The 17726-nt window shown below is 50.6% G+C and carries 20 protein-coding genes; 4 read left to right on the forward strand and 16 right to left on the reverse strand.

Going from position 1 to position 17726, the window contains the following annotated elements:
* Positions 1 to 25: 25 nt before the first annotated feature.
* On the forward strand, positions 26 to 1615 hold the full coding sequence (locus QU595_RS12490; protein ID WP_315922387.1) for a hypothetical protein: 1590 nt from the start codon (positions 26 to 28) through the stop codon (positions 1613 to 1615).
* Between the two features lie 37 nt (positions 1616 to 1652).
* Here the strand turns inward: QU595_RS12490 and QU595_RS12495 are convergent, their stop codons facing one another.
* The 14 genes from QU595_RS12495 to QU595_RS12560 all read right to left on the reverse strand — a co-directional run bounded on the left by QU595_RS12495 (position 1653) and on the right by QU595_RS12560 (position 13661).
* Positions 1653 to 2291, reverse strand: coding sequence for a hypothetical protein (locus QU595_RS12495; protein ID WP_315922389.1), 639 nt, complete (start codon positions 2289 to 2291; stop codon positions 1653 to 1655).
* Between the two features lie 288 nt (positions 2292 to 2579).
* Positions 2580 to 3533: a metallophosphoesterase gene (locus QU595_RS12500; RefSeq protein WP_315922391.1), complete on the reverse strand. Its 954-nt coding sequence runs from the start codon at positions 3531 to 3533 to the stop codon at positions 2580 to 2582.
* A gap of 361 nt (positions 3534 to 3894) precedes the next feature.
* On the reverse strand, positions 3895 to 5187 hold the full coding sequence (serS, locus tag QU595_RS12505; protein ID WP_315922393.1) for a serine--tRNA ligase: 1293 nt from the start codon (positions 5185 to 5187) through the stop codon (positions 3895 to 3897).
* A gap of 34 nt (positions 5188 to 5221) precedes the next feature.
* Positions 5222 to 5779 (reverse strand): hypothetical protein, encoded by a 558-nt coding sequence (locus QU595_RS12510; RefSeq protein ID WP_315922394.1) that lies wholly within the window; start codon positions 5777 to 5779, stop codon positions 5222 to 5224.
* A gap of 84 nt (positions 5780 to 5863) precedes the next feature.
* Positions 5864 to 6400, reverse strand: a complete 537-nt coding sequence (locus QU595_RS12515; protein WP_315922397.1) for a hypothetical protein — start codon at positions 6398 to 6400, stop codon at positions 5864 to 5866.
* A complete protein-coding gene (locus QU595_RS12520) occupies positions 6400 to 6609 on the reverse strand; it encodes a hypothetical protein (protein ID WP_315922399.1) in 210 nt (69 codons plus the stop codon). The genes QU595_RS12515 and QU595_RS12520 overlap by 1 nt, the downstream gene beginning before the upstream one ends.
* On the reverse strand, positions 6606 to 7613 hold the full coding sequence (locus tag QU595_RS12525) for a hypothetical protein (RefSeq protein WP_315922401.1): 1008 nt from the start codon (positions 7611 to 7613) through the stop codon (positions 6606 to 6608). The genes QU595_RS12520 and QU595_RS12525 overlap by 4 nt, the downstream gene beginning before the upstream one ends.
* Positions 7610 to 8005, reverse strand: a complete 396-nt coding sequence (locus QU595_RS12530) for a hypothetical protein (protein WP_315922403.1) — start codon at positions 8003 to 8005, stop codon at positions 7610 to 7612. Before QU595_RS12530 ends, QU595_RS12525 begins: the two co-directional genes overlap by 4 nt.
* Before the next feature lie 23 nt (positions 8006 to 8028).
* Positions 8029 to 8814 (reverse strand): metallophosphoesterase, encoded by a 786-nt coding sequence (locus QU595_RS12535; RefSeq protein WP_315922405.1) that lies wholly within the window; start codon positions 8812 to 8814, stop codon positions 8029 to 8031.
* Positions 8815 to 8941: 127 nt separating this feature from the next.
* Complete coding sequence (locus tag QU595_RS12540) at positions 8942 to 9511, reverse strand: hypothetical protein (RefSeq protein WP_315922407.1); 570 nt, start codon at positions 9509 to 9511, stop codon at positions 8942 to 8944.
* 55 nt (positions 9512 to 9566) lie between these two features.
* Positions 9567 to 10103, reverse strand: coding sequence for a hypothetical protein (locus QU595_RS12545; protein WP_315922409.1), 537 nt, complete (start codon positions 10101 to 10103; stop codon positions 9567 to 9569).
* Between the two features lie 209 nt (positions 10104 to 10312).
* Positions 10313 to 10987, reverse strand: coding sequence for a hypothetical protein (locus tag QU595_RS12550; protein WP_315922411.1), 675 nt, complete (start codon positions 10985 to 10987; stop codon positions 10313 to 10315).
* A 95-nt stretch (positions 10988 to 11082) separates the two neighbouring features.
* A complete protein-coding gene (locus tag QU595_RS12555) occupies positions 11083 to 11817 on the reverse strand; it encodes a hypothetical protein (RefSeq protein ID WP_315922412.1) in 735 nt (244 codons plus the stop codon).
* Positions 11790 to 13661 carry a hypothetical protein gene (locus QU595_RS12560; RefSeq protein ID WP_315922414.1) on the reverse strand — a complete coding sequence of 624 codons (1872 nt, stop codon included), beginning with the start codon at positions 13659 to 13661 and terminating at the stop codon, positions 11790 to 11792. Before QU595_RS12560 ends, QU595_RS12555 begins: the two co-directional genes overlap by 28 nt.
* Before the next feature lie 164 nt (positions 13662 to 13825).
* Between QU595_RS12560 and QU595_RS12565 the strand changes: the two genes are divergently transcribed.
* Complete coding sequence (locus QU595_RS12565) at positions 13826 to 14458, forward strand: hypothetical protein (protein WP_315922416.1); 633 nt, start codon at positions 13826 to 13828, stop codon at positions 14456 to 14458.
* 66 nt (positions 14459 to 14524) lie between these two features.
* Positions 14525 to 15388 (forward strand): nucleotidyl transferase AbiEii/AbiGii toxin family protein, encoded by an 864-nt coding sequence (locus QU595_RS12570; protein ID WP_315922418.1) that lies wholly within the window; start codon positions 14525 to 14527, stop codon positions 15386 to 15388.
* Between the two features lie 6 nt (positions 15389 to 15394).
* Here the strand turns inward: QU595_RS12570 and QU595_RS12575 are convergent, their stop codons facing one another.
* Positions 15395 to 16081 (reverse strand): hypothetical protein, encoded by a 687-nt coding sequence (locus QU595_RS12575; RefSeq protein WP_315922419.1) that lies wholly within the window; start codon positions 16079 to 16081, stop codon positions 15395 to 15397.
* A gap of 174 nt (positions 16082 to 16255) precedes the next feature.
* Here QU595_RS12575 and QU595_RS12580 point away from each other — a divergent pair, with 174 nt between their 5' ends.
* Positions 16256 to 16828: a hypothetical protein gene (locus QU595_RS12580; protein ID WP_315922421.1), complete on the forward strand. Its 573-nt coding sequence runs from the start codon at positions 16256 to 16258 to the stop codon at positions 16826 to 16828.
* On the opposite strand, the gene QU595_RS12585 is transcribed toward QU595_RS12580, so the two are convergent.
* Positions 16829 to 17593, reverse strand: a complete 765-nt coding sequence (locus QU595_RS12585) for a hypothetical protein (RefSeq protein ID WP_315922423.1) — start codon at positions 17591 to 17593, stop codon at positions 16829 to 16831.
* Positions 17594 to 17726: the final 133 nt, after the last annotated feature.

A 17726-nucleotide genomic window follows, 5' to 3' on the forward strand; every position in this document is an offset into this window, starting at 1 on the left:
TTTGAGAGTTTGGGGGCACTTTTAAATGGATGCAAAAACGCAACTGGTCAGCGATGAGGATATTGAATCGATTGGCCAGATACTTGAAGACAGAATGAATGATAACGCACGTTTCATTGACGCCAAGAGCGTTGATGAAAACGATTTTGCGGATCTCGATCATGAAACTTCAAGGTGTGTAGCACTATTCAAGACTGACGTTATTTTCGACATAGATCTTTATACAGATACGCACGCGGGAGCGTCCAACGACGACAGGTTCCCACTACTAAGCGACAAATCCGCTATCGCCATGCAGCTCGACAAGGCGTCTGAACTTCGTGGGAAATACGAAAAACCAGAGTTCATAAAAGAATTCGTAAAAGCTGGAAAAAGGAAAGTCCAGCTTGCTGACATACACGTTGCTCGCAACCGTTATTCCTGCACTTCCTGTAGCGGTCGCGGCTCTAACAGCTGCTCCAATTGTAGTGGGCATGGCACGACCGCCTGCTACAAATGCACCTTTGGCACAGTTGGTTGCTTCCATTGCGGCGGAACGGGAAGAGCGGCCCCATCAACCAGTCGGCATACTGCCCCATGTTCTTTGTGCCTTGGCTCAGGACGCAGACGCTGCGGCGATTGCGGCGGGACTATGAAGCTCACTTGCGGATCGTGTGATGGTGCAGGAGATATCGGATGTGGCACTTGTCAGCAAACAGGTGCTTTGACTGACTTCTATGGCGTCAAATACACCGCCGAATTTAAACACAATATGGTAAATTCGACGTTCCTGGAGGATGAATTTTATCCGCTTCATGATTGGATGCACAGCGGATACGCAAACGCGAATACAAAGAGCTTGCAGTCCCCTTCCATGACCATGCACAAGGTCGAGTTGGACCAAAATCCGACATTGGAAAAGGCCAAACATGGGCTGATCATAAAGATCGATGCATTAAAGCTGACGCTTGATGGCAAGTACAAGAACAAGCCGATTTCAGCCAGGTACATCATGTTTGACAAGCCGTGGGTCTGGTATAGCCCGTATTTGGATGAAGCCGTTGATGAAATAGCCAAGCACGCTGAGAAGCTGGCGAATGCTTCGCCATCCGATTTTCTGGCCCAGATGGCGAAGCACCCGCTCATCAATGAAGCCCTGAGGAAAGGATGGGATCGCGACGACACCCATGGCGCAAAGTGGGCAGAGAAAATCCAGCAGGACAGCCTCGGCTCGATAAGTCAGGAAGCTGCAAGGCCGATATTCGTCGCCTTCCGTCATTGCATGGAAAACCACGAGAAAGCGACCGTCAGGAAGACATTCAAACTGCCATTACTCGCAACCTTCCTGCTCTGGCTCGGGACGCAGTACATGGACCTTCCGTGGGTGATATCCCATGGCGGCATAGGGACCATATTCCTGGTCCTTTACGTTCTCGCCCCTTACTTCATCACCAGCAAGATGATCCAATCGAGCGTCAAAAGGCGCATGCGCAAGGAAACAGGCGCAGACCAGGAACCGAAGCTGGGCATTGCCGGACGCGTAGTGCCGATACTCAGCTCTGCGCTTTTCGCAGCCACCTGGCTCTTCGGCTTTCAGTTGTCCCATATCATGATCGCTGGTCGTCCATTATTCTGACCAAAACGAATAACGCCAAAAACGCCGTCTACTCCTGCTAGGCGGCGTCTTTTTGTCGGATCGAGAAGTGCAGCGTATCCATGTCGTATCCGCGCTGGATCAACGCCTCAAGCAGCGTTTCTGAAGGCTCCTTCGGCCCAAGCATCCGCTGAATCTGCTCACGACCATATCCCAAGCGAGACCACTCATTCTCTAGCCGCTCACGGCCGGGATTATTGACGTCCCATTCCTCAAATGCGTTGCTCACGACGCGCGCATCCGGCCTCGCGGCTCCTGCTCCACCCCAGACATAGCAAAGCTGCTTTGTATGTCTGTCTTCTGGAGGGTAACCCCAATAGACCCTGAGTTCGCCTGGTTTGGCTTTCTTCAGTGAGTAGCGCTTGCGGTTTGTTGCTGGAGCCTCGCCTTCTGGCTTCAGGGCAACCGAGAACTTTAGAGTTGTTTTGTCATAGCCACGCTCTTCGAGGATCGAGACGAGGTTCGTATATCTCAGTTTGTCCTCAAAAATCGACATCAGTAAGTGCGCGTCGCTGCTTCGCGCCCCGTGGCCGCCAAAGGCATAAACAATGCTTGGCGAATTATAAATATCATCTCGACCCCATGCGACTTTGAGCGTGCGGGGTTTGGCTTCAATCTGATAAATACGACGATGTTTAATGGCTGGCGAGCCTGACATTCTTATCTCCACCGACACAGGAATTTTGCAATCTGATTTATTGATATTTCATTGTGATAATAATACAGGATAATTCCTATTGTCGCTGGCAATTTGAAGATTATCTTGCTAATTAGTCCTTCGAAAGGATTTCAAATGAGAGCACTCCTCAACTGGCTATTTCCGACAAAACCTCGGCGCATGTGCAAGACGCACGGCTGCAGGCACGAACAGCCAAATCATCTCGATGAGAAATGCCTGATCTGCCGCCTCCCTATGGACCACTGAGATTATCCGTTATTGAATGTGCTATCGCCCCATTCCGTTCACGAGATCCGGTTTGTTCACCCAAGTCAGATGCTCATCGAGAAGCTGGTCTTCACCACGCCACGTATATGCTGCCAGAACGCCATCCTTCGCAATCGAGAAGTCGAGACAAGCGATCTTAGGCGAGAGTAGATATGGCGTTCCGCTCATCCAGTAGTGACCGAAGAACGTCAGCTTGTTCGATGGCGCGATCTTCAGATGATCCGGTAGCTCGATCTCAGGCAGGTCCTCTAGGCCTTCTTCCGGCATAACAGCGTTGCGATAGTTCGTGGCGTCGTCTTTCCACCACTGAATACGCGACTTGCGCCGGACAACGCCCCCCTTGTCGGTGAAGGTGAACCCTTCCGGCAGATCGACTTCCAATCCCTTCAGAACGATCTCGATAGGGCTATTGAGGTCATGGCCCTGCTCGAAGCTCGCAAACAGAGCATCGCGCTTCATGGAGCCGTCTTCGTTTAGATGAGGCTTCAGAGCATCGAGAGACTTGGGGTGCCAGCACGCGTGCGTAGCTCGTAACTCATCAGTCTCGAAGGAAACGGGCAGGGTCGAGAAAAATTCGACCATTTCTTTATGGAGATCGCTGTCTTCACCAACGGCTTCTATGAACGCCTTGTGCTGAAAGCGGTTCTTGGGTCCACGAAGACGCATGTGACGGCCAGACTTGGTGCCAGGAACAGGAGTAGCGTAGCCGATTGCGTTGAGTTCGTGATTGCCCATCAGAACATGGGCTGTACCAGCATCACGCATGCGGCGAGCGATGTCGATGGAAAGGAGCTGGTCGGGTCCGCGATCAATCAGATCGCCCAAGAAAACAGCCATCCGGTTCGGATTTGAATGACGGTATGCGCCATTTTTGTTTTCGTAGCCCAGATTGTCTAGAAGCGCTTCAAGCGCATCTGCGTGACCGTGAATATCTCCAATAAAATCGTATTCCATCGTACCTTCTTATATTTTTCTTTATCACCTCTATGAGATTTCAATAATCAGCAAACGGCAACGGTTAGCCTTCTGACACACCCAAGGAATCAAGCTCTTTTTCGATGTCTATCAGTTCCTTATTTAAGGCAGCCAATTTATCCCCGCTCGGATCGATTGTGGGATATGCCTCGATAGTCTCAATATCCTGCAGTATTTCTGTATGCCTATCGACTAAGGAATCAAATCGAGAATATGCCATAGTTCACCCGCTTTAACGTGGCCGAATGCCAATAATAGCCCTGCCTTCCTCGCGGTCGAAGCTCCGATAGGCTGGCGCAAGAGGCGTAACCATGACGCCCCAGCGATGTCGCAACCGAAATTACTTCGGTTGAATGAGTTCAAGGCCACCCAAGTAAGGGCGAAGAACGGTCGGGACCGAGATGGTGCCGTCCTCGTTCTGATAGTTCTCCATGATCGCGATCAGGAGGCGGCCGACAGCGACACCCGAACCATTGAGGGTGTGGACGAACTCAGTGCCCTTCTGGCCGCGCGTCTTGTGGCGAGCATTCATGCGACGGGCCTGGAAGTCGCCGCAGTACGAGCAGCTCGAAATCTCGCGATAGGTCTTCTGACCAGGTAGCCAGACTTCGATGTCGTAGGTCTTGCGGGCGCTGAAGCCCATATCGCCGCCGCAGAGCAACATCACGCGGTACGGAAGCTCGAACGCCTGCAGGACAGCCTCAGCAGCACCTAGCATGCGCTCCAGCTCCGCTTCGCCGTCCTCTTCCTTCACAATCGACACCAGCTCGACCTTGTTGAACTGATGCTGACGAAGAATGCCACGGACGTCGCGGCCAGCCGAACCAGCTTCCGAGCGGAAGCACGGGGTAAGCGCGGTGAAGCGCTGCGGCAGGCTTTCCGTCTCCACGATCTGATCCGCGACAAGATTGGTGAGCGAGACCTCCGCAGTCGGGATCAGATACCTGCCATCCGTCGTTTTGAAGAGGTCTTCCTCAAACTTCGGAAGCTGTCCTGTACCGAACATAGCGTTTTCGCGCACCAGCAGCGGCACCTGGCACTCCTCGTAGCCGTGCTTGGCGGCCATATCGAGCATGAACTGCCCAAGCGCACGTTCCAGCTTGGCGATGGCACCACGAAGGACGACAAAGCGCGAACCCGAGATGCGGCCAGCGCTCTCGAAATCAAGCCCGCCGAGTTCTTCTCCAAGCTCGAAATGCTGCTTGGGTTCGAATCCCATGTCAGGAGCCACGCCCACGGTACGAACGAGGACATTTGCCTTCTCGTCAGCACCAGCAGGCACGCTATCGAGCGGGAGGTTGGGGAACGTAGCGAGGCGATCATTCAGAGCATCACCAACCGCATTCGCCCTGACCTCCAGCAACGAAATGCTTTCCTTCAGCGTCGCGACATCCTGCTTGAGAGCATCACCCGACACCTTGTCGCCAGCCTTGTAGAAGGCACCGATCTTCGCGGAGAGAACCTTGATCTCATGGTTTTTCGTCTCGATTTCCGAGTTTGCTTCATTCACGGCATCGCGGCTGTCGCGAACAAACTCGAAAATGAAAATAGCGTCGTCACGCGTGTAACCGCGCTTCTCAAGGCCCGCTACGAATGCATCCTTGTTTTCAATAATGGTTTTAGCGTTATGCATTTATCCTGCTTTCAAAGCCTATTTCTTCGATCTCCTACTTACCAGCGTCCTTGCTGGAAATCTCTCGCGTCTTCTTGAGAGATTTTGAGATCATAGATCGAAGCTGATCCCGATAAAGGGCGTCATCCTTCTTCTTCGGTTTGAAATAGCCCCAATTGTCAAGGAACAACAGAAATTGCTGATGCTGCTCACGCGTCAGCTTCATAATGTCATTCATGAAACTGTGCATGACCACGACACGCGGATCGCCGTCAGGCGACATCGTGATAACCATCTTCGTATCCGCATTCGGATCAGTCTTTTCGACCAATGCCCCAACGAAATCCTGGCGATCATGGTTTGCTTCAAACCACGGCAACAGATCGCTGCAATCAATGATCGGCACGTATTGGACGCCGCCATCAGCTTCCTCCATGCGCTTCACAATGCCGTCGCTTACGAGAGTGTCCAACGCATCCTGAGCACGCTTGGTAGGACGAACCGCCTTCATGCCAAATCGAAGCACACCTTTATTCGGCTCAAGCATGCCAAACCAAGCTGCACAAATTGCCTTCACTTCATCAGTAAGTTTCTCTAACTTTTCGATGCTCATAATTAAATTCCTCTTCGCGGGCATTTAAACACCAACGACATATAAATAGCAACAAAATTATCCAGAAAATAAACGGTATATTGTTTAAAAATTCAAAGCATTATCTTCGATTTTGCCAAGTCGCTGGTAGTCCGGAATTATTATTCCCAGAGCTGTAACAGATCCAGAGAGAAAACCGCCGAGTTCAACCCGAATGGTCTCGTCATTTCTGTATATGGCTGCGGCCAGACGATGATATCCATCATAGACGCTGGTCGAGCCGCCATCAGGTGAATTGAACTCGATCTCGATTGGCTCATCGGAGCCGTTCTGAACGAGATAGGCGATCCGCTCTTCGTGTTTGGCCGCGCCCCAAGATCGATCATAAACAGATTTGACGGCTGAATATGGCTCGTTTTCGAAGCGGGAAGCCTCAATCGCCGCCTTCACACCTTCGATGGATACGCCTTCACCGTCGTGCCAAGGCGAAATCTCGAATGGATTGAACTCGGCAAGTCGCTTAAGCGGCAACAAGCCAATCAAGCGGCCCTCTTCATCTGGATGAAAGGACACGAGGTGTTCAGGGCCGCCCCAAAGGTCAGCTTCCTCAATTGCAATAATCTCGAATTCGTCTTCTTCCATCACCACGTCTCTAGAACCGCAAACGGACTCACCGTCGACCAAGTGTGGCCATCGTACTCGACCAGGCTATGTTCTCCAAACTGGTCCAGAACATCAAAGACCCCTTGATCCGCATAAGGCTGCGTCTCACCGACAAACTGGACCTTTCGACCCAGGTCGTCATCCATCACCGACAATTCGATTTCATCGCCAATCTTCGGCTGTTTCATGCCATTTCTCCTTCCAAGATGCCCGCATCCAGTCGCCCCTTCTCGGTGACGACATAACCAACACCACCGCTCTCGATCCAACCAGCTGTCATCAGATCATTGATCTCACCGTTGCTAATGTCGAACGCACCGCATCTCGCACGAGGATTGGATCGCTTGCTGTAAGCATGCAGGCCGCCCGCAGAATGGGCATGTGCGAGCAGTTTTTTACGTTTCGGGGTCATCTTGATCGTAGCGACATAGGCATCACGAATGGCCTTCGTCTTGGCTTCCTCAGCCTGTTTCAATGCAGACGAGATTTTTTCAGAGATCACAATCACTTCGGAGATGGTGGCAATACCGCTCACTTTGATGTCGAACTCGTCCGTCTCAAATCCGTTCTCCTGCAAGATCGAGTGAACGAGTGCTTTATGCTGAGGATGAAACTGGAAAAGTTCACCGCAGGAGGTTTCGACCGAATACGGACCAGAAGGCTCCTTGAAAGACACCTGCATCAAGTCGCCTTGAGAGTTTTTGACACGCAGGAATCCACGGCCAAATTCAAAGCCAGTTGGTTGCCCTTCAAAGCGCGATCCGCCTGCAGCGACAAATGCGTCGAGAATTGGCTGCGCGGCAGTGGAATCAGCAGCATGATCCCGTGCACGTTCTGCAGTGACTCTGTCCAGATGGCGAGCGATGGCTGCCGAGTCGTGCTTGCCGTAAGTATGGTCTACGAATTTCAAACAGTCGTTGACTGCATTTCCTTCACGACGAGGTTCATCAAGGCGACCGATGATGACAATTCTGTTTGCTTCGGTGGTGCCGACATTCCAGTCATAGACGACGCTGTTCCCCAGCCCAACATAGTTGAGACCCTGCACAAAAGATTCAGCTGTCCTGCCATCTGGGAACGAATGAATTTCAACCAGAAACGACGGGAGCTGATCAACTGATGTCAGCGGCTCACCATCGAGCGCGGCGATGCCTGTATTGTTATCCAGATTGACGAACAGCTCGACCCTCACTCCACGCCTCCTGGCTTGTCTGGATCTTCGGGATGACGCTCAGCCCGGATGTGATACTTGGCTTTAGAAGACCGGAGGGTCGACAGGATGCGGGCGATCTCACCATAAGTCAGCTGGTTTTCAGCGACAGAGGTTGCGAACACATCGCCGAGCATCTTCAGGGACGAGGTCAACGGATCTTCAGGGAGGCTATAGGTGGGCCATTCAGTTGCGGCCTGTGTTTCAGACAATCCACGGCGCGCGGCAGCGATCCAGTACCGCTCAATCTCGTTGAATACGAAATATACATCGGCATATTCCATTTCACCGATTTCGATAAAATGACTGGATGAATCGAGTCCGAACTTGGCCTCAGCCTTGTTAACGATCATTTCTCTCTTATGGATTTTCATTTTCCCGTTCCAAGTAACCCAACTTAAGCTGCCATCGCGAATTCAACGTATTCATTCTTGTTGAGCACAGTACCGAGACCGCGATCAAGGCGAATTGGTTCAACATCGACGACAGATTTCGCACTGCCATCGGTCTGAAAGAAGCGGTACGAGCCATCTTCAATTGCGACGGCAGTCAGACGGCCACTTTCATAAGCACCAGTGTCGATAGAAATACGGTTCTCGGTAACGACAGGCTTGTCACCAACGACAGTGTGGCCGTGCACGACTACGTTCTGCAGATGGCCGACATATTCCAAGAACGGGTCCCTGATCCACATCAGGTCTTTCTCGTTCTGATCAGCCAGCGAGGCCTTCGGATCGATGCCAGCATGAGCAAACACGATGCCATCTACGACAGCCATCGACTTGGCGGTTGCAAACATACGCAGGTGATCGCCATGCATGGTTCGCACGAGTTCGATAGCCTCGTTCAGGTCACCGTAGTGATAAGAAGCCAGCGTCTCAATGCCGCCGCGCGAAATCCAAGCGGCTGCATAACGGCGATCACGCTCGTGAATGGCCTTCAGAAATAGATCGTCATGATTGCCCTTGAGGACGATAGAACCTTCGTATTCAACGAGAGCTTCGGCAACCATGTCCATGGCCTGACGCGAACGAGGCCCTTTATCACAGATATCGCCGAGGAAGATAAAACGGGGCGCGGCACCATGGGTAGAGGCGTCATTTACAGCGTGAGCAATAATCGCATTCAGAAGATCAGCTCGACCGTGTACATCACCAATTGCATAAGTGATTGTCTTCGACATTTCTCGCCCCTTTTGGATACGAGAATTAATATCATTATTGAATGGGTTGTCAATAAATTATTCAAATAAAAAGGCGAGAACCCCGCAATTAATTACGAAATCCCCGCGCCTCTAACATTCCAAAATCTTATTTTCGTTTCCAGTCGTTAATAACCAGATTCCCGCTATCAATATCCTCCAGCATTCGCGTAAGCATTTCGGCATCGCCTTTGTTTTTGGCGACCTTGGCTTCTACAGCCTCGATATCCTTTTTCAGGACATCGATCCGCTCATTGTAAAATTCGGCGCTTGAATTCGCGTTTTTCAATGCCCATTCGACAGCCTCGCGTTTATCTGTGAAATGCGACTTGTCGTACTGAAGAACACCAGAATGCGTGGTGTTGGGAAATCCGAGCTTCTCGGCCGTATCCTCGACGATCTCGTTGCCATCCCACGTGTAGACAATGGTCGATTCCGAGAATTCATCTGCCTTGTTTAGAAGCTCTACGAACAGGCTGGGATCAGCTTTGATTTCATTTTGATACCGCATGAGTTCGCCTTTCCGATCCCACAAATCCTCGTAAGGCTTGATGATCACACCTTCAGCTGTGATGCCGATCAAATCCGGTACCATGGGCGACCCGATATAAACGTTGTCGCCAACCTTATGCACGATATGACCAATTTTGTAGTGTTCCTTGATGGCTTTAACGCCCATGAGTTTTTCTCCTGATTTTTGATTACTTCGCTTAGCCTGTACAAAGCAGCCGTGCTCACTTTCCTTCAGAGCTAGAAAGTGCCTTCAGGGTTTCGATGTTAGCAGCATATCGATCTCGTCGAGTCTTGGTTTCTTCAATTTCTTTTTGAAGGTCGCCAAGCCGTTTATCTTCCCATTCCACGGCAGACTCGGCATCCTCCAACGCCCATTCAATGGCTTCGTTGCGATCAGTAGTGAATCGATTATTGTACATCATTTGGCCGTCATGGGTAAGATTTGGCCAACCGAGTTCTTCGCAGAAATGCTCTGTGATTTCAGCGCCTTCGTATGAGTAGACGCGGATCGAACGCTCGAAGACGTCTTCCTGCCTGATTAATTTGAGAAGCAGTTCTGGATCGGATACAAGCGCCTTATAAACCCGATCCAGCTCATTGCCTTCGCGCACAAACAAGTCGTCCTTCTTGTGAATTTTTCCTTCAAAATCGAAGGCGATAATATCTGGGACGTATGCTGATCCAATGGTGATCAACCCTCCTCTAACGTGAACATTGTGCTTGATTTCGTAATGCTCTTTAATTGCTTTCCAACCCATGTTCAGGCCCCTTTATCTGGATACATATTCCTGTCAATAAGCAGAATTTAAATGGATTTGTCAATTAATTTTGAGTTTTTATTTTGTTTTGCGTTATTTCATCCCGTCCATTTAGATATAGAATGAATCCTGGCCTCCAAAGCATGACGATGGATCAGGCGCGCTTCTCCCCTTCTGAGAACATCATTCAGGACTGAAACTTTAGCTTATCAGATGGTGAACTTGTTGCCGTCATCATCGAGCGACGGCTTCGGCCGGATTATAACGGCAACTGCCTGCCGAGTATCTGTGGCAATATCGGCAGCGAAACGGTGCCAGCCGTCCAGAATGGCCACTCCCTGATCATTGCCGTTATCGACGACGAACTTTGGTGTGTGGTGCTTCTCTAGGACCAAATCTGAGTAGCCTGCCGAGCCTTCAGAAAGGTGGATTTTGTGCTGTTCAACCAGCCATTTAATCCACTCTTCGCGAGATTGAATGGTGAGCAGCTGATCAATATCAAACTGCTTGTCGACCTCGATGTCCGCATCCTCTTTCGCGCAGCCACACACTTCGGAGTCCCACCACGAATGCGCTTCTCTGGTAGCGGCATCGAGAGTTGGATCTGGATCAGGTCTTAGCCATGATCTCACGGTAAGCCAGGCCTCATAACGGCCGAGTGTCACCAAATCATCATGAGACAATTCCGTCTCTCGTTTCTTAAAGTAGAAGCTGTCGATATCGTCCTGATCGAACTCCTTCCAAATTATGTCGTAAATGTCGTCGGTCTTTCCAAGCGCCTCATCCACACCTGCCTTGAAGCCTTCAACGTGTGCTGGAGACCAGCCAAACATGCCCGCTGCGATCTCCATGCGTCGAATGATTTCAGTTTTGATATTGGTCATTAGTCTATCCAGATGATGGCTTGCCGACATAGTTCATTGGTCGCCTGCAATCGACAAAGCACCGCCGTAGTCGCTTTCGAAATCCCTCAATTTGTTTATCGATATTCGGGAGCAAAATCCTTGTCCCGTCCACTCTGATTGCGAGTTACGGAAATTCCATTTTCTCGGATTGCCTTCATAATTGAACCAAGCACCTCAGGAGACTTGTTATTTACGAACACAGAAAGGGTCGCCTTGTTTCGATCATGATAATTAACGGAAAGCGCATATTCTCCATTCCAAATCGGTCCAATTACAGCTGGAACGACATCGAGAATGGATGCCGAAACATCAGCTTTGAGTTCAAGCATGACCTCGTGGTTCATTGTCTCCTTAGCCCTCTTTATCAAACGAACTAAGAGAATTGATATAAAGACGCACGCAGCAAGCATGGCAACTAGCACGTAATTCATGACGGTATAGTCCTTTGTCCGCTCCGTGTACTCCATGAGGCTACGACATCCAAACATACCCCCGACTAATAATGCCGAACACCCGAGCCACACCACTAAGCACTCCAGAAGGGACGCGCCGTTATTTTTAACAGAACCGTCTTCATTCAATGCTGGACGATTGTAACTAATATTATTCATTTTAATTCCTTTCTTATTTTGCTCGGGATAAGGGGTTTTTGGCCCTGCATACCGACGTTGAATTATATAATTGGGCAGTAAAATCAGGTAGACGTCAACGTTTTTTAAACAAAAAAGCGCCCGCCTCACTTGGAGGCGAGCGTCTGCACCGAGGATAATCTCGGAGATTTTTAATTCTGCTGACCGCCAGTTTTCCAACGCGACCGCTCTTCGAAGATGACCTCAATCATCCTATCGAGTTCCTCACTGGTCAGGCCATCAGTGATGCCCTTGAGACGCTGACGTTCCTTGTCCATCTTATACCGCTTCATCACTTCGCTATTCTCGTTGTCGACGATGCTCTGGACACCTTCCTCAGCGATGTTGACGCGCAGGTTCTTGAACTTCGTCACGAATACGACACCAGGATTGATGTTCTCGATCTCCATGCGAACCGGATCACCGACCTTGGTCACCACGATGTCGCCGATCTTCTCTTCCGTGATCTCGAAAATCTTGTTCGGAACCGTGTCAATCGAGACGTAGAAGTTCGTCTTACCGTTCTGGACATAAGGCATGTGCGTCACGACGAGACCTTCAATGGCTTCGCTCTCGGCGTCATGCTTGGCCTCAAAGGCGCTGTCGCGCGAGGAACGCTGCAGAGCACGGCTATATTCGGTCACAGCGGCCTGTACGGACGATCCGATACCGACGATGTTCCGGTTGTCCTGAGCGACGATAGCGAAGCCCTTACGAACGCCAGAACCATCCACGACAATCGAGAAGTAGGCTTCGTTGCCGTTGATCGAGATCAGGATTGGCTCGGCAGCTTCGTAGCCACGGTAGTTCGAGTATGCTTGCGTCAGAACCTCACGGGCCGTTTCTTCGGTGATGCCAGCGCGCTGATAGAAGGTGATGTCGCCCGTACGAGCGTCAGCGATATAAACGCCAGAGGATGCACCTTCCGATTTCGCGTTCTGAAACTGAGTGCCAGAGTAGTAGACGATCTTGCCATTCGGATCGATGGTGACAGAGATGCCTTTGGTGCTCTGGATCACGTTGTTGCCCGAGATCGCGCAAGCCCACCAACCCTGAGAGTAGCAACCCCAATCGTCAAAACGCTCTGCAACCTTCTCCTGCGGGTAGACGCGGTCGATCCATGCCGGAACATCTTCAGGCTTCGAATATTCCTTCAAATCGCCAGTCGTCGCATTGATGACGACCCACTTCACTGGCTGATAGGCAGAGAAGCCTACCGTTGGATACATGAGCGGCACAATCCAATACGGAACGCCTTCAGGATCGATCTGAAAGATCGGCTCATCATAGCGGTAATTAATATAGCCTGCCGAGTAGACGCGACGACCGACAGAATCGTTGAAGAAGGCTCCCTCACCGATCTTGATCGGATGGTTCTGAACAAACTTGGTGTCCAGCTCATTGGCCTGTGAAACCATGATGTAGCCAGGCGTCGTTCCGAAATTCATGTATCGGAAGAAACTCGAATGCTCCAGCGGAGCCACCCAGAAGAACTTGCCATTGATTTCGTTGCCCCACATGTCACCGATAGTGACGCGCGAACCGACACCCTGCTCATCAGAGCTGGAAATCAATTCAGCTGCCCGCTTACGAGCCATTGCAGAGGTCACGAGGCGAACCTGTGTCTGGTCAGTCAGTGGCATTGCCGCATCACGACTGGCTACTACAGGCTTCACAAGGTTTGCGTATTTTTCCGCATTAATCATGCCGTGAGTCGACACAAACGCGACAATGAGGAACCCGAAAAATACGACAGCATAAGCGATAATCGCCAAACCCAATGTCTCTGCTTCACTTCGTGCGAACAATGCAGAGGCAAAGAACGAAATCGCCCAGAAGATCAGGATGGCGAAAATGGATTCAACCAACCAGGGATCGAGGGGTAGCATGAAAACATAAGACACAACCCAGCCGAGGATGGCACCGAGAATACCCATCCCCACTGAAAATCGACCAGTGACGAGAACGCCATTAATCATGAAAATTGCGGCGGTCGCGGCCGCCCACAAACCATAACTGAACAAACCAGTATCTCCTTTAGCTTCGCGTACTGCGCGTATTAATGTGGCTTCTACATTTCTACCTTAAATATGTCAAATATATTCGAGAAAATCTGAATAAATAAACAAATTTGATGTTGATGTCGCCCTCCTAAAATGCTATATCGAGCACGAATAAGGAGAAAATAATGTCGAGTGCCTGGACAAAGGAAGATTTCAACGGCTGGATGGACCGCAACGGTCTCACCTATGTTGAGGCTTGTGAAGTCCTGAACCTCTCCATCGACGACGTTTGTCATCTGATGGATGGCACCAAACCAGTCTGGGCAGAAGATCAGGAACGTGCTGAACGTTTCGAAGCCAGCCGCTTTGTATCCGATGACATCGACATGGCCGCCGCCCTTGCTGAACTCTCCAACACCTGCAAGCTGTGCCCGCAGGGCGTCATCACGGGTGTCAGTGCAGCCGCTCTCCGTGGCTGGACGACTGCCAACACGCATGTCTACTTCGTCGCCCTGCTTCCAGAGTATGTCGGCAAGCCACTTCCTTCGAATGTGGTTCCGGTTGTCACGGACAACATTCTGGATCGCGTTGAAGTCCGTAAGGACGTTGAGGGCGGCTGGTATCGTCTCGCTGATCCAGTTCGCACTGTTGTCGATGCTGTCCGTGACGACGTCTCTCAGGACCGTTTCTCGGTCGAAGAACTCGTTCGCGAAGCCATCGCTGAAGGTGTGGATCGCGCTGAGTTGCTCGATTTCGCTCAGAAGCAGGGCGAACAAGCTGTCGAGCGTCTGAACTTCTACCTCTCGCAGATCAACTAACTCGTTTGTCCAATGCTGAGGTCGAAGCCATCATCAGGTGACTTCGATTTCAGCAGGACTACCGATATGCAGCCAGGCGACCAGATCGCAGAATCCATCAGACAACGCGCGAAGAACTCTGGTTTCGATCCTCTCGACGCCATGCGCAGGTATGTCATGGAGCGCTTCATCGTCCGCCTGAACATGGCTGACAAAGCTGACAAGGTCGTACTCAAGGGCGGTATGGTCTGGTGGCTACGACCGGAACTCGCCGAACACGCTCGTTCAACCTACGATGTCGACATTCATCTCCACGTCCCCGAGAAGCACGAAGACGTCGTCACACTGTTCCAGTCAGCCCAAGAGATCGACTGCCAGGACGGCTGTCGATTCGAATTCAAGAAGATCAGGAAACTGGAACACGCTGGTGATCACGAAGGCCTGCGCGTGATGGTCCGCGCCTACATCGGCACCAAGTTCGTCGATTTCCATAGCGATATCGGCTTCGGCGGCACCAAGCCATCCAACCTTGCTGCGACCAGCTTCAAGTCGATGCATCCTCGCGTTTCAGGCGGCAGCATCCTGATGACCCCTCCAGAATTCGTCGTTTCGGAAAAGCTCTCAGCCATCATCAAGAACGGAATGACCAATACCCGCATCAAGGACTACAACGACCTATACGTTCTGTCGGAGATTGGGATTGACGGAGCTGACCTCGCTTATGCGTTGGAGACCACATTCACGGATCGCAACCAGGATATCCCCTCAGACATTGGCGAAGTCCCTGGTCTCACATCAGAATACGCGGCCGCAAATCAGGAAGCATGGGAGCGCTGGTTGGTGCAGGCAAATCGCTCTACAAAGATGCCGAAGGATTTTGGGGAAGTCGTCGAAAAAGTCAGCGAATTTGCAGACGCAATTTTCTCTTACAAGAACTCCCCTGCCCCGTAGCATCGTTCAGGTCCACCAATAAGCAATAATTGGGCGCAATTTATTAATACCAGCATCGTTCATGATACCCAGTTTCTTAAGATACCAACGAATTTCACTCGGAATCTGAGGAACAACCTTTAAGTTTTCCTTCCATCTCTGTTCCTCCGGAGTGATTGGGAAACGATAATCGTCCATACGAATTGGTGTACCGTCAGGCTCCATGATGTAATGGCAGAAAACGTCAAAACCTTCATTCAGGTAGCGAATGCGATCCTCAGGACGCCAATTATCTTCCGTCATACCTGGCCGCCAGCGCTCAATCATCTGATCGAGGTAGTCACTCCGACGACACCATTCCTTCCGATACGTGAGATTTGGGAAAAAGATGATGTGTCGAGGATCACGGTCGTCAGGGCCAAAGACCAGTTGATAGAGATCTTCCGCCCTTCCGATATCGGCAGGTTTCCGGTTTCCGTCCGTATAAGTCTTTGAAAGAAGCCGTAGTTCGCTAAACGACGGGATAGGGTCAGTGCCGTACCAAACCTTGTTATGTTCCTCCAGCGGAACAGTCAGCATTTCATCTGTCGCACTGTCAAAGATGTTTTCGAAAACCTGCTTGGTCTTATGCGCTTCGCAATCAAGAATTACCTCATTCTCGAAATCATGCCACGGCATGCCATATCCGATTGCGTTGTAAAAAGCGCTTCCCATCCACGTCTCCTATTATTTGAGATCTGTATTATTGACTAGCCGTCAAAGAACTCAAGCGATTTTGGGATTATTCCTCAATTGGTGCAGTCTCATTCATGTTTCAGACGATGCGGTGTTGTGAAACGTATCGCCATCAGAGAAGGTTGAGTATGCATACCACTCAAGGAGATTAATATGGGAACTTGGTCCGCACCTCAGACAAGAGAAGCAGCAAACCAGCTTGCTGAAATTCTATCGGAGAAAGTGCCCGTGAAATTGGCACCTGGGATTTTTTATCATCTCGTCGGCGACGACACCCTATTTGACATGTTCGATGACGCGGCCGAAGTCGACCCGGAGAGCGATGCACGTGGCTTGGTTATTTACAAACTATTCGATTGGAATGTCCTCCTGCCTGAACATGCCATGAAGTATCCGAATGAGGATGGCGCTCACAAAATGATTTCCGACATTATCGACGAGCATCTGCCGAACATTGGAGCTGACGACATGCTCCTGAAGATTTCAAAGATGACCAACGAGGAGCAGATCAAGGAGGCCATCACCTTTAGTTGCGATTTCTCTAACGAACAGCTCGAAACAATGATTATCAGTCCTTCGCCGCTGCCAGGCAGCTCGATGGTCGAGCTTTCGACTGGTCAGAAATTTCATGTTGACGGCGTGTGGGGTATGGTGACACCGCTCACCGAAGACATCATTGAGAGATACGAGGCGCGACTACCAAGCGAGATGCCGCGCCCAATCTGATCAATTTGGCTTCGGGGCGGCAAAAGAGCTGTCGGGAATGTCGACCCCTGGTACCTCTTTTCGTGTGAGTTTCTGAAACCAAGGGTCATTGAATGGCGCATATGGCAGGTTGCGGATTACCGAGACGATGCGACTGAGTCTGGGTTCTATCCCATCTTCATTATGGCTGTCGAAATCTGACATCGGATTTGGCTTCGTCTCCTCCAGCCGGGAACTAATCCCTTTGCGGTCGAGGCCATAACGCTTCTCCAGCGTGAGTTCATCGATCCAACCATGGACATCCAACAGACGTCCGTCATGGGCCTGAACAAGAGAATGATGCCCAAAGCCATCGGGACCTGTCCAACGCTGTTCTACGACCCGATAGTTCGTCAGCTTGTGGAGGACATAAGCGAAATCATCGCAGTCAGACGACGAAAATGCATATTTCAAAACGGAGATTTGATCTTTTGGATCGATGTCGTCGTTCTCATAAACCTCGGCTACGTCATAATAATAATCGGCGGCCTCTTTGAGGGCTGCGTCGTCGATCAAGATCACTGGTTCCGCCAGAACTTCGATCTCTTCCATGTCGCACAAAGTAGACCAGCCACCGATATCGCTGGGAGACACATTATGTACGATGTCGAGCGCCCCATTCGGTAGCTTCCGTTCAAAATCTCCATCGGCATTCTCATACCAACCTGCAGCAGTCGCGGCGGCTTTTGCGTCGTTTTCGGTCTTTGCTCCACGGCAGCGCATTTCTTCAATTTGATCAAGGGTCATATTGAGTTCCTTCAATTCAATCAGTGATCCATTTGAAGAGAAAATAATGCAATCTACGAAGGTGCAAATTGACGCTCTTCATGTTTATTAATAAGGGAATTCAAAGAAAGCACAAATTCTCAGCCCCACAAGA

This window comes from Mesorhizobium sp. SP-1A, assembly GCF_032460275.1.
Lineage (GTDB): Bacteria > Pseudomonadota > Alphaproteobacteria > Rhizobiales > Rhizobiaceae > Mesorhizobium.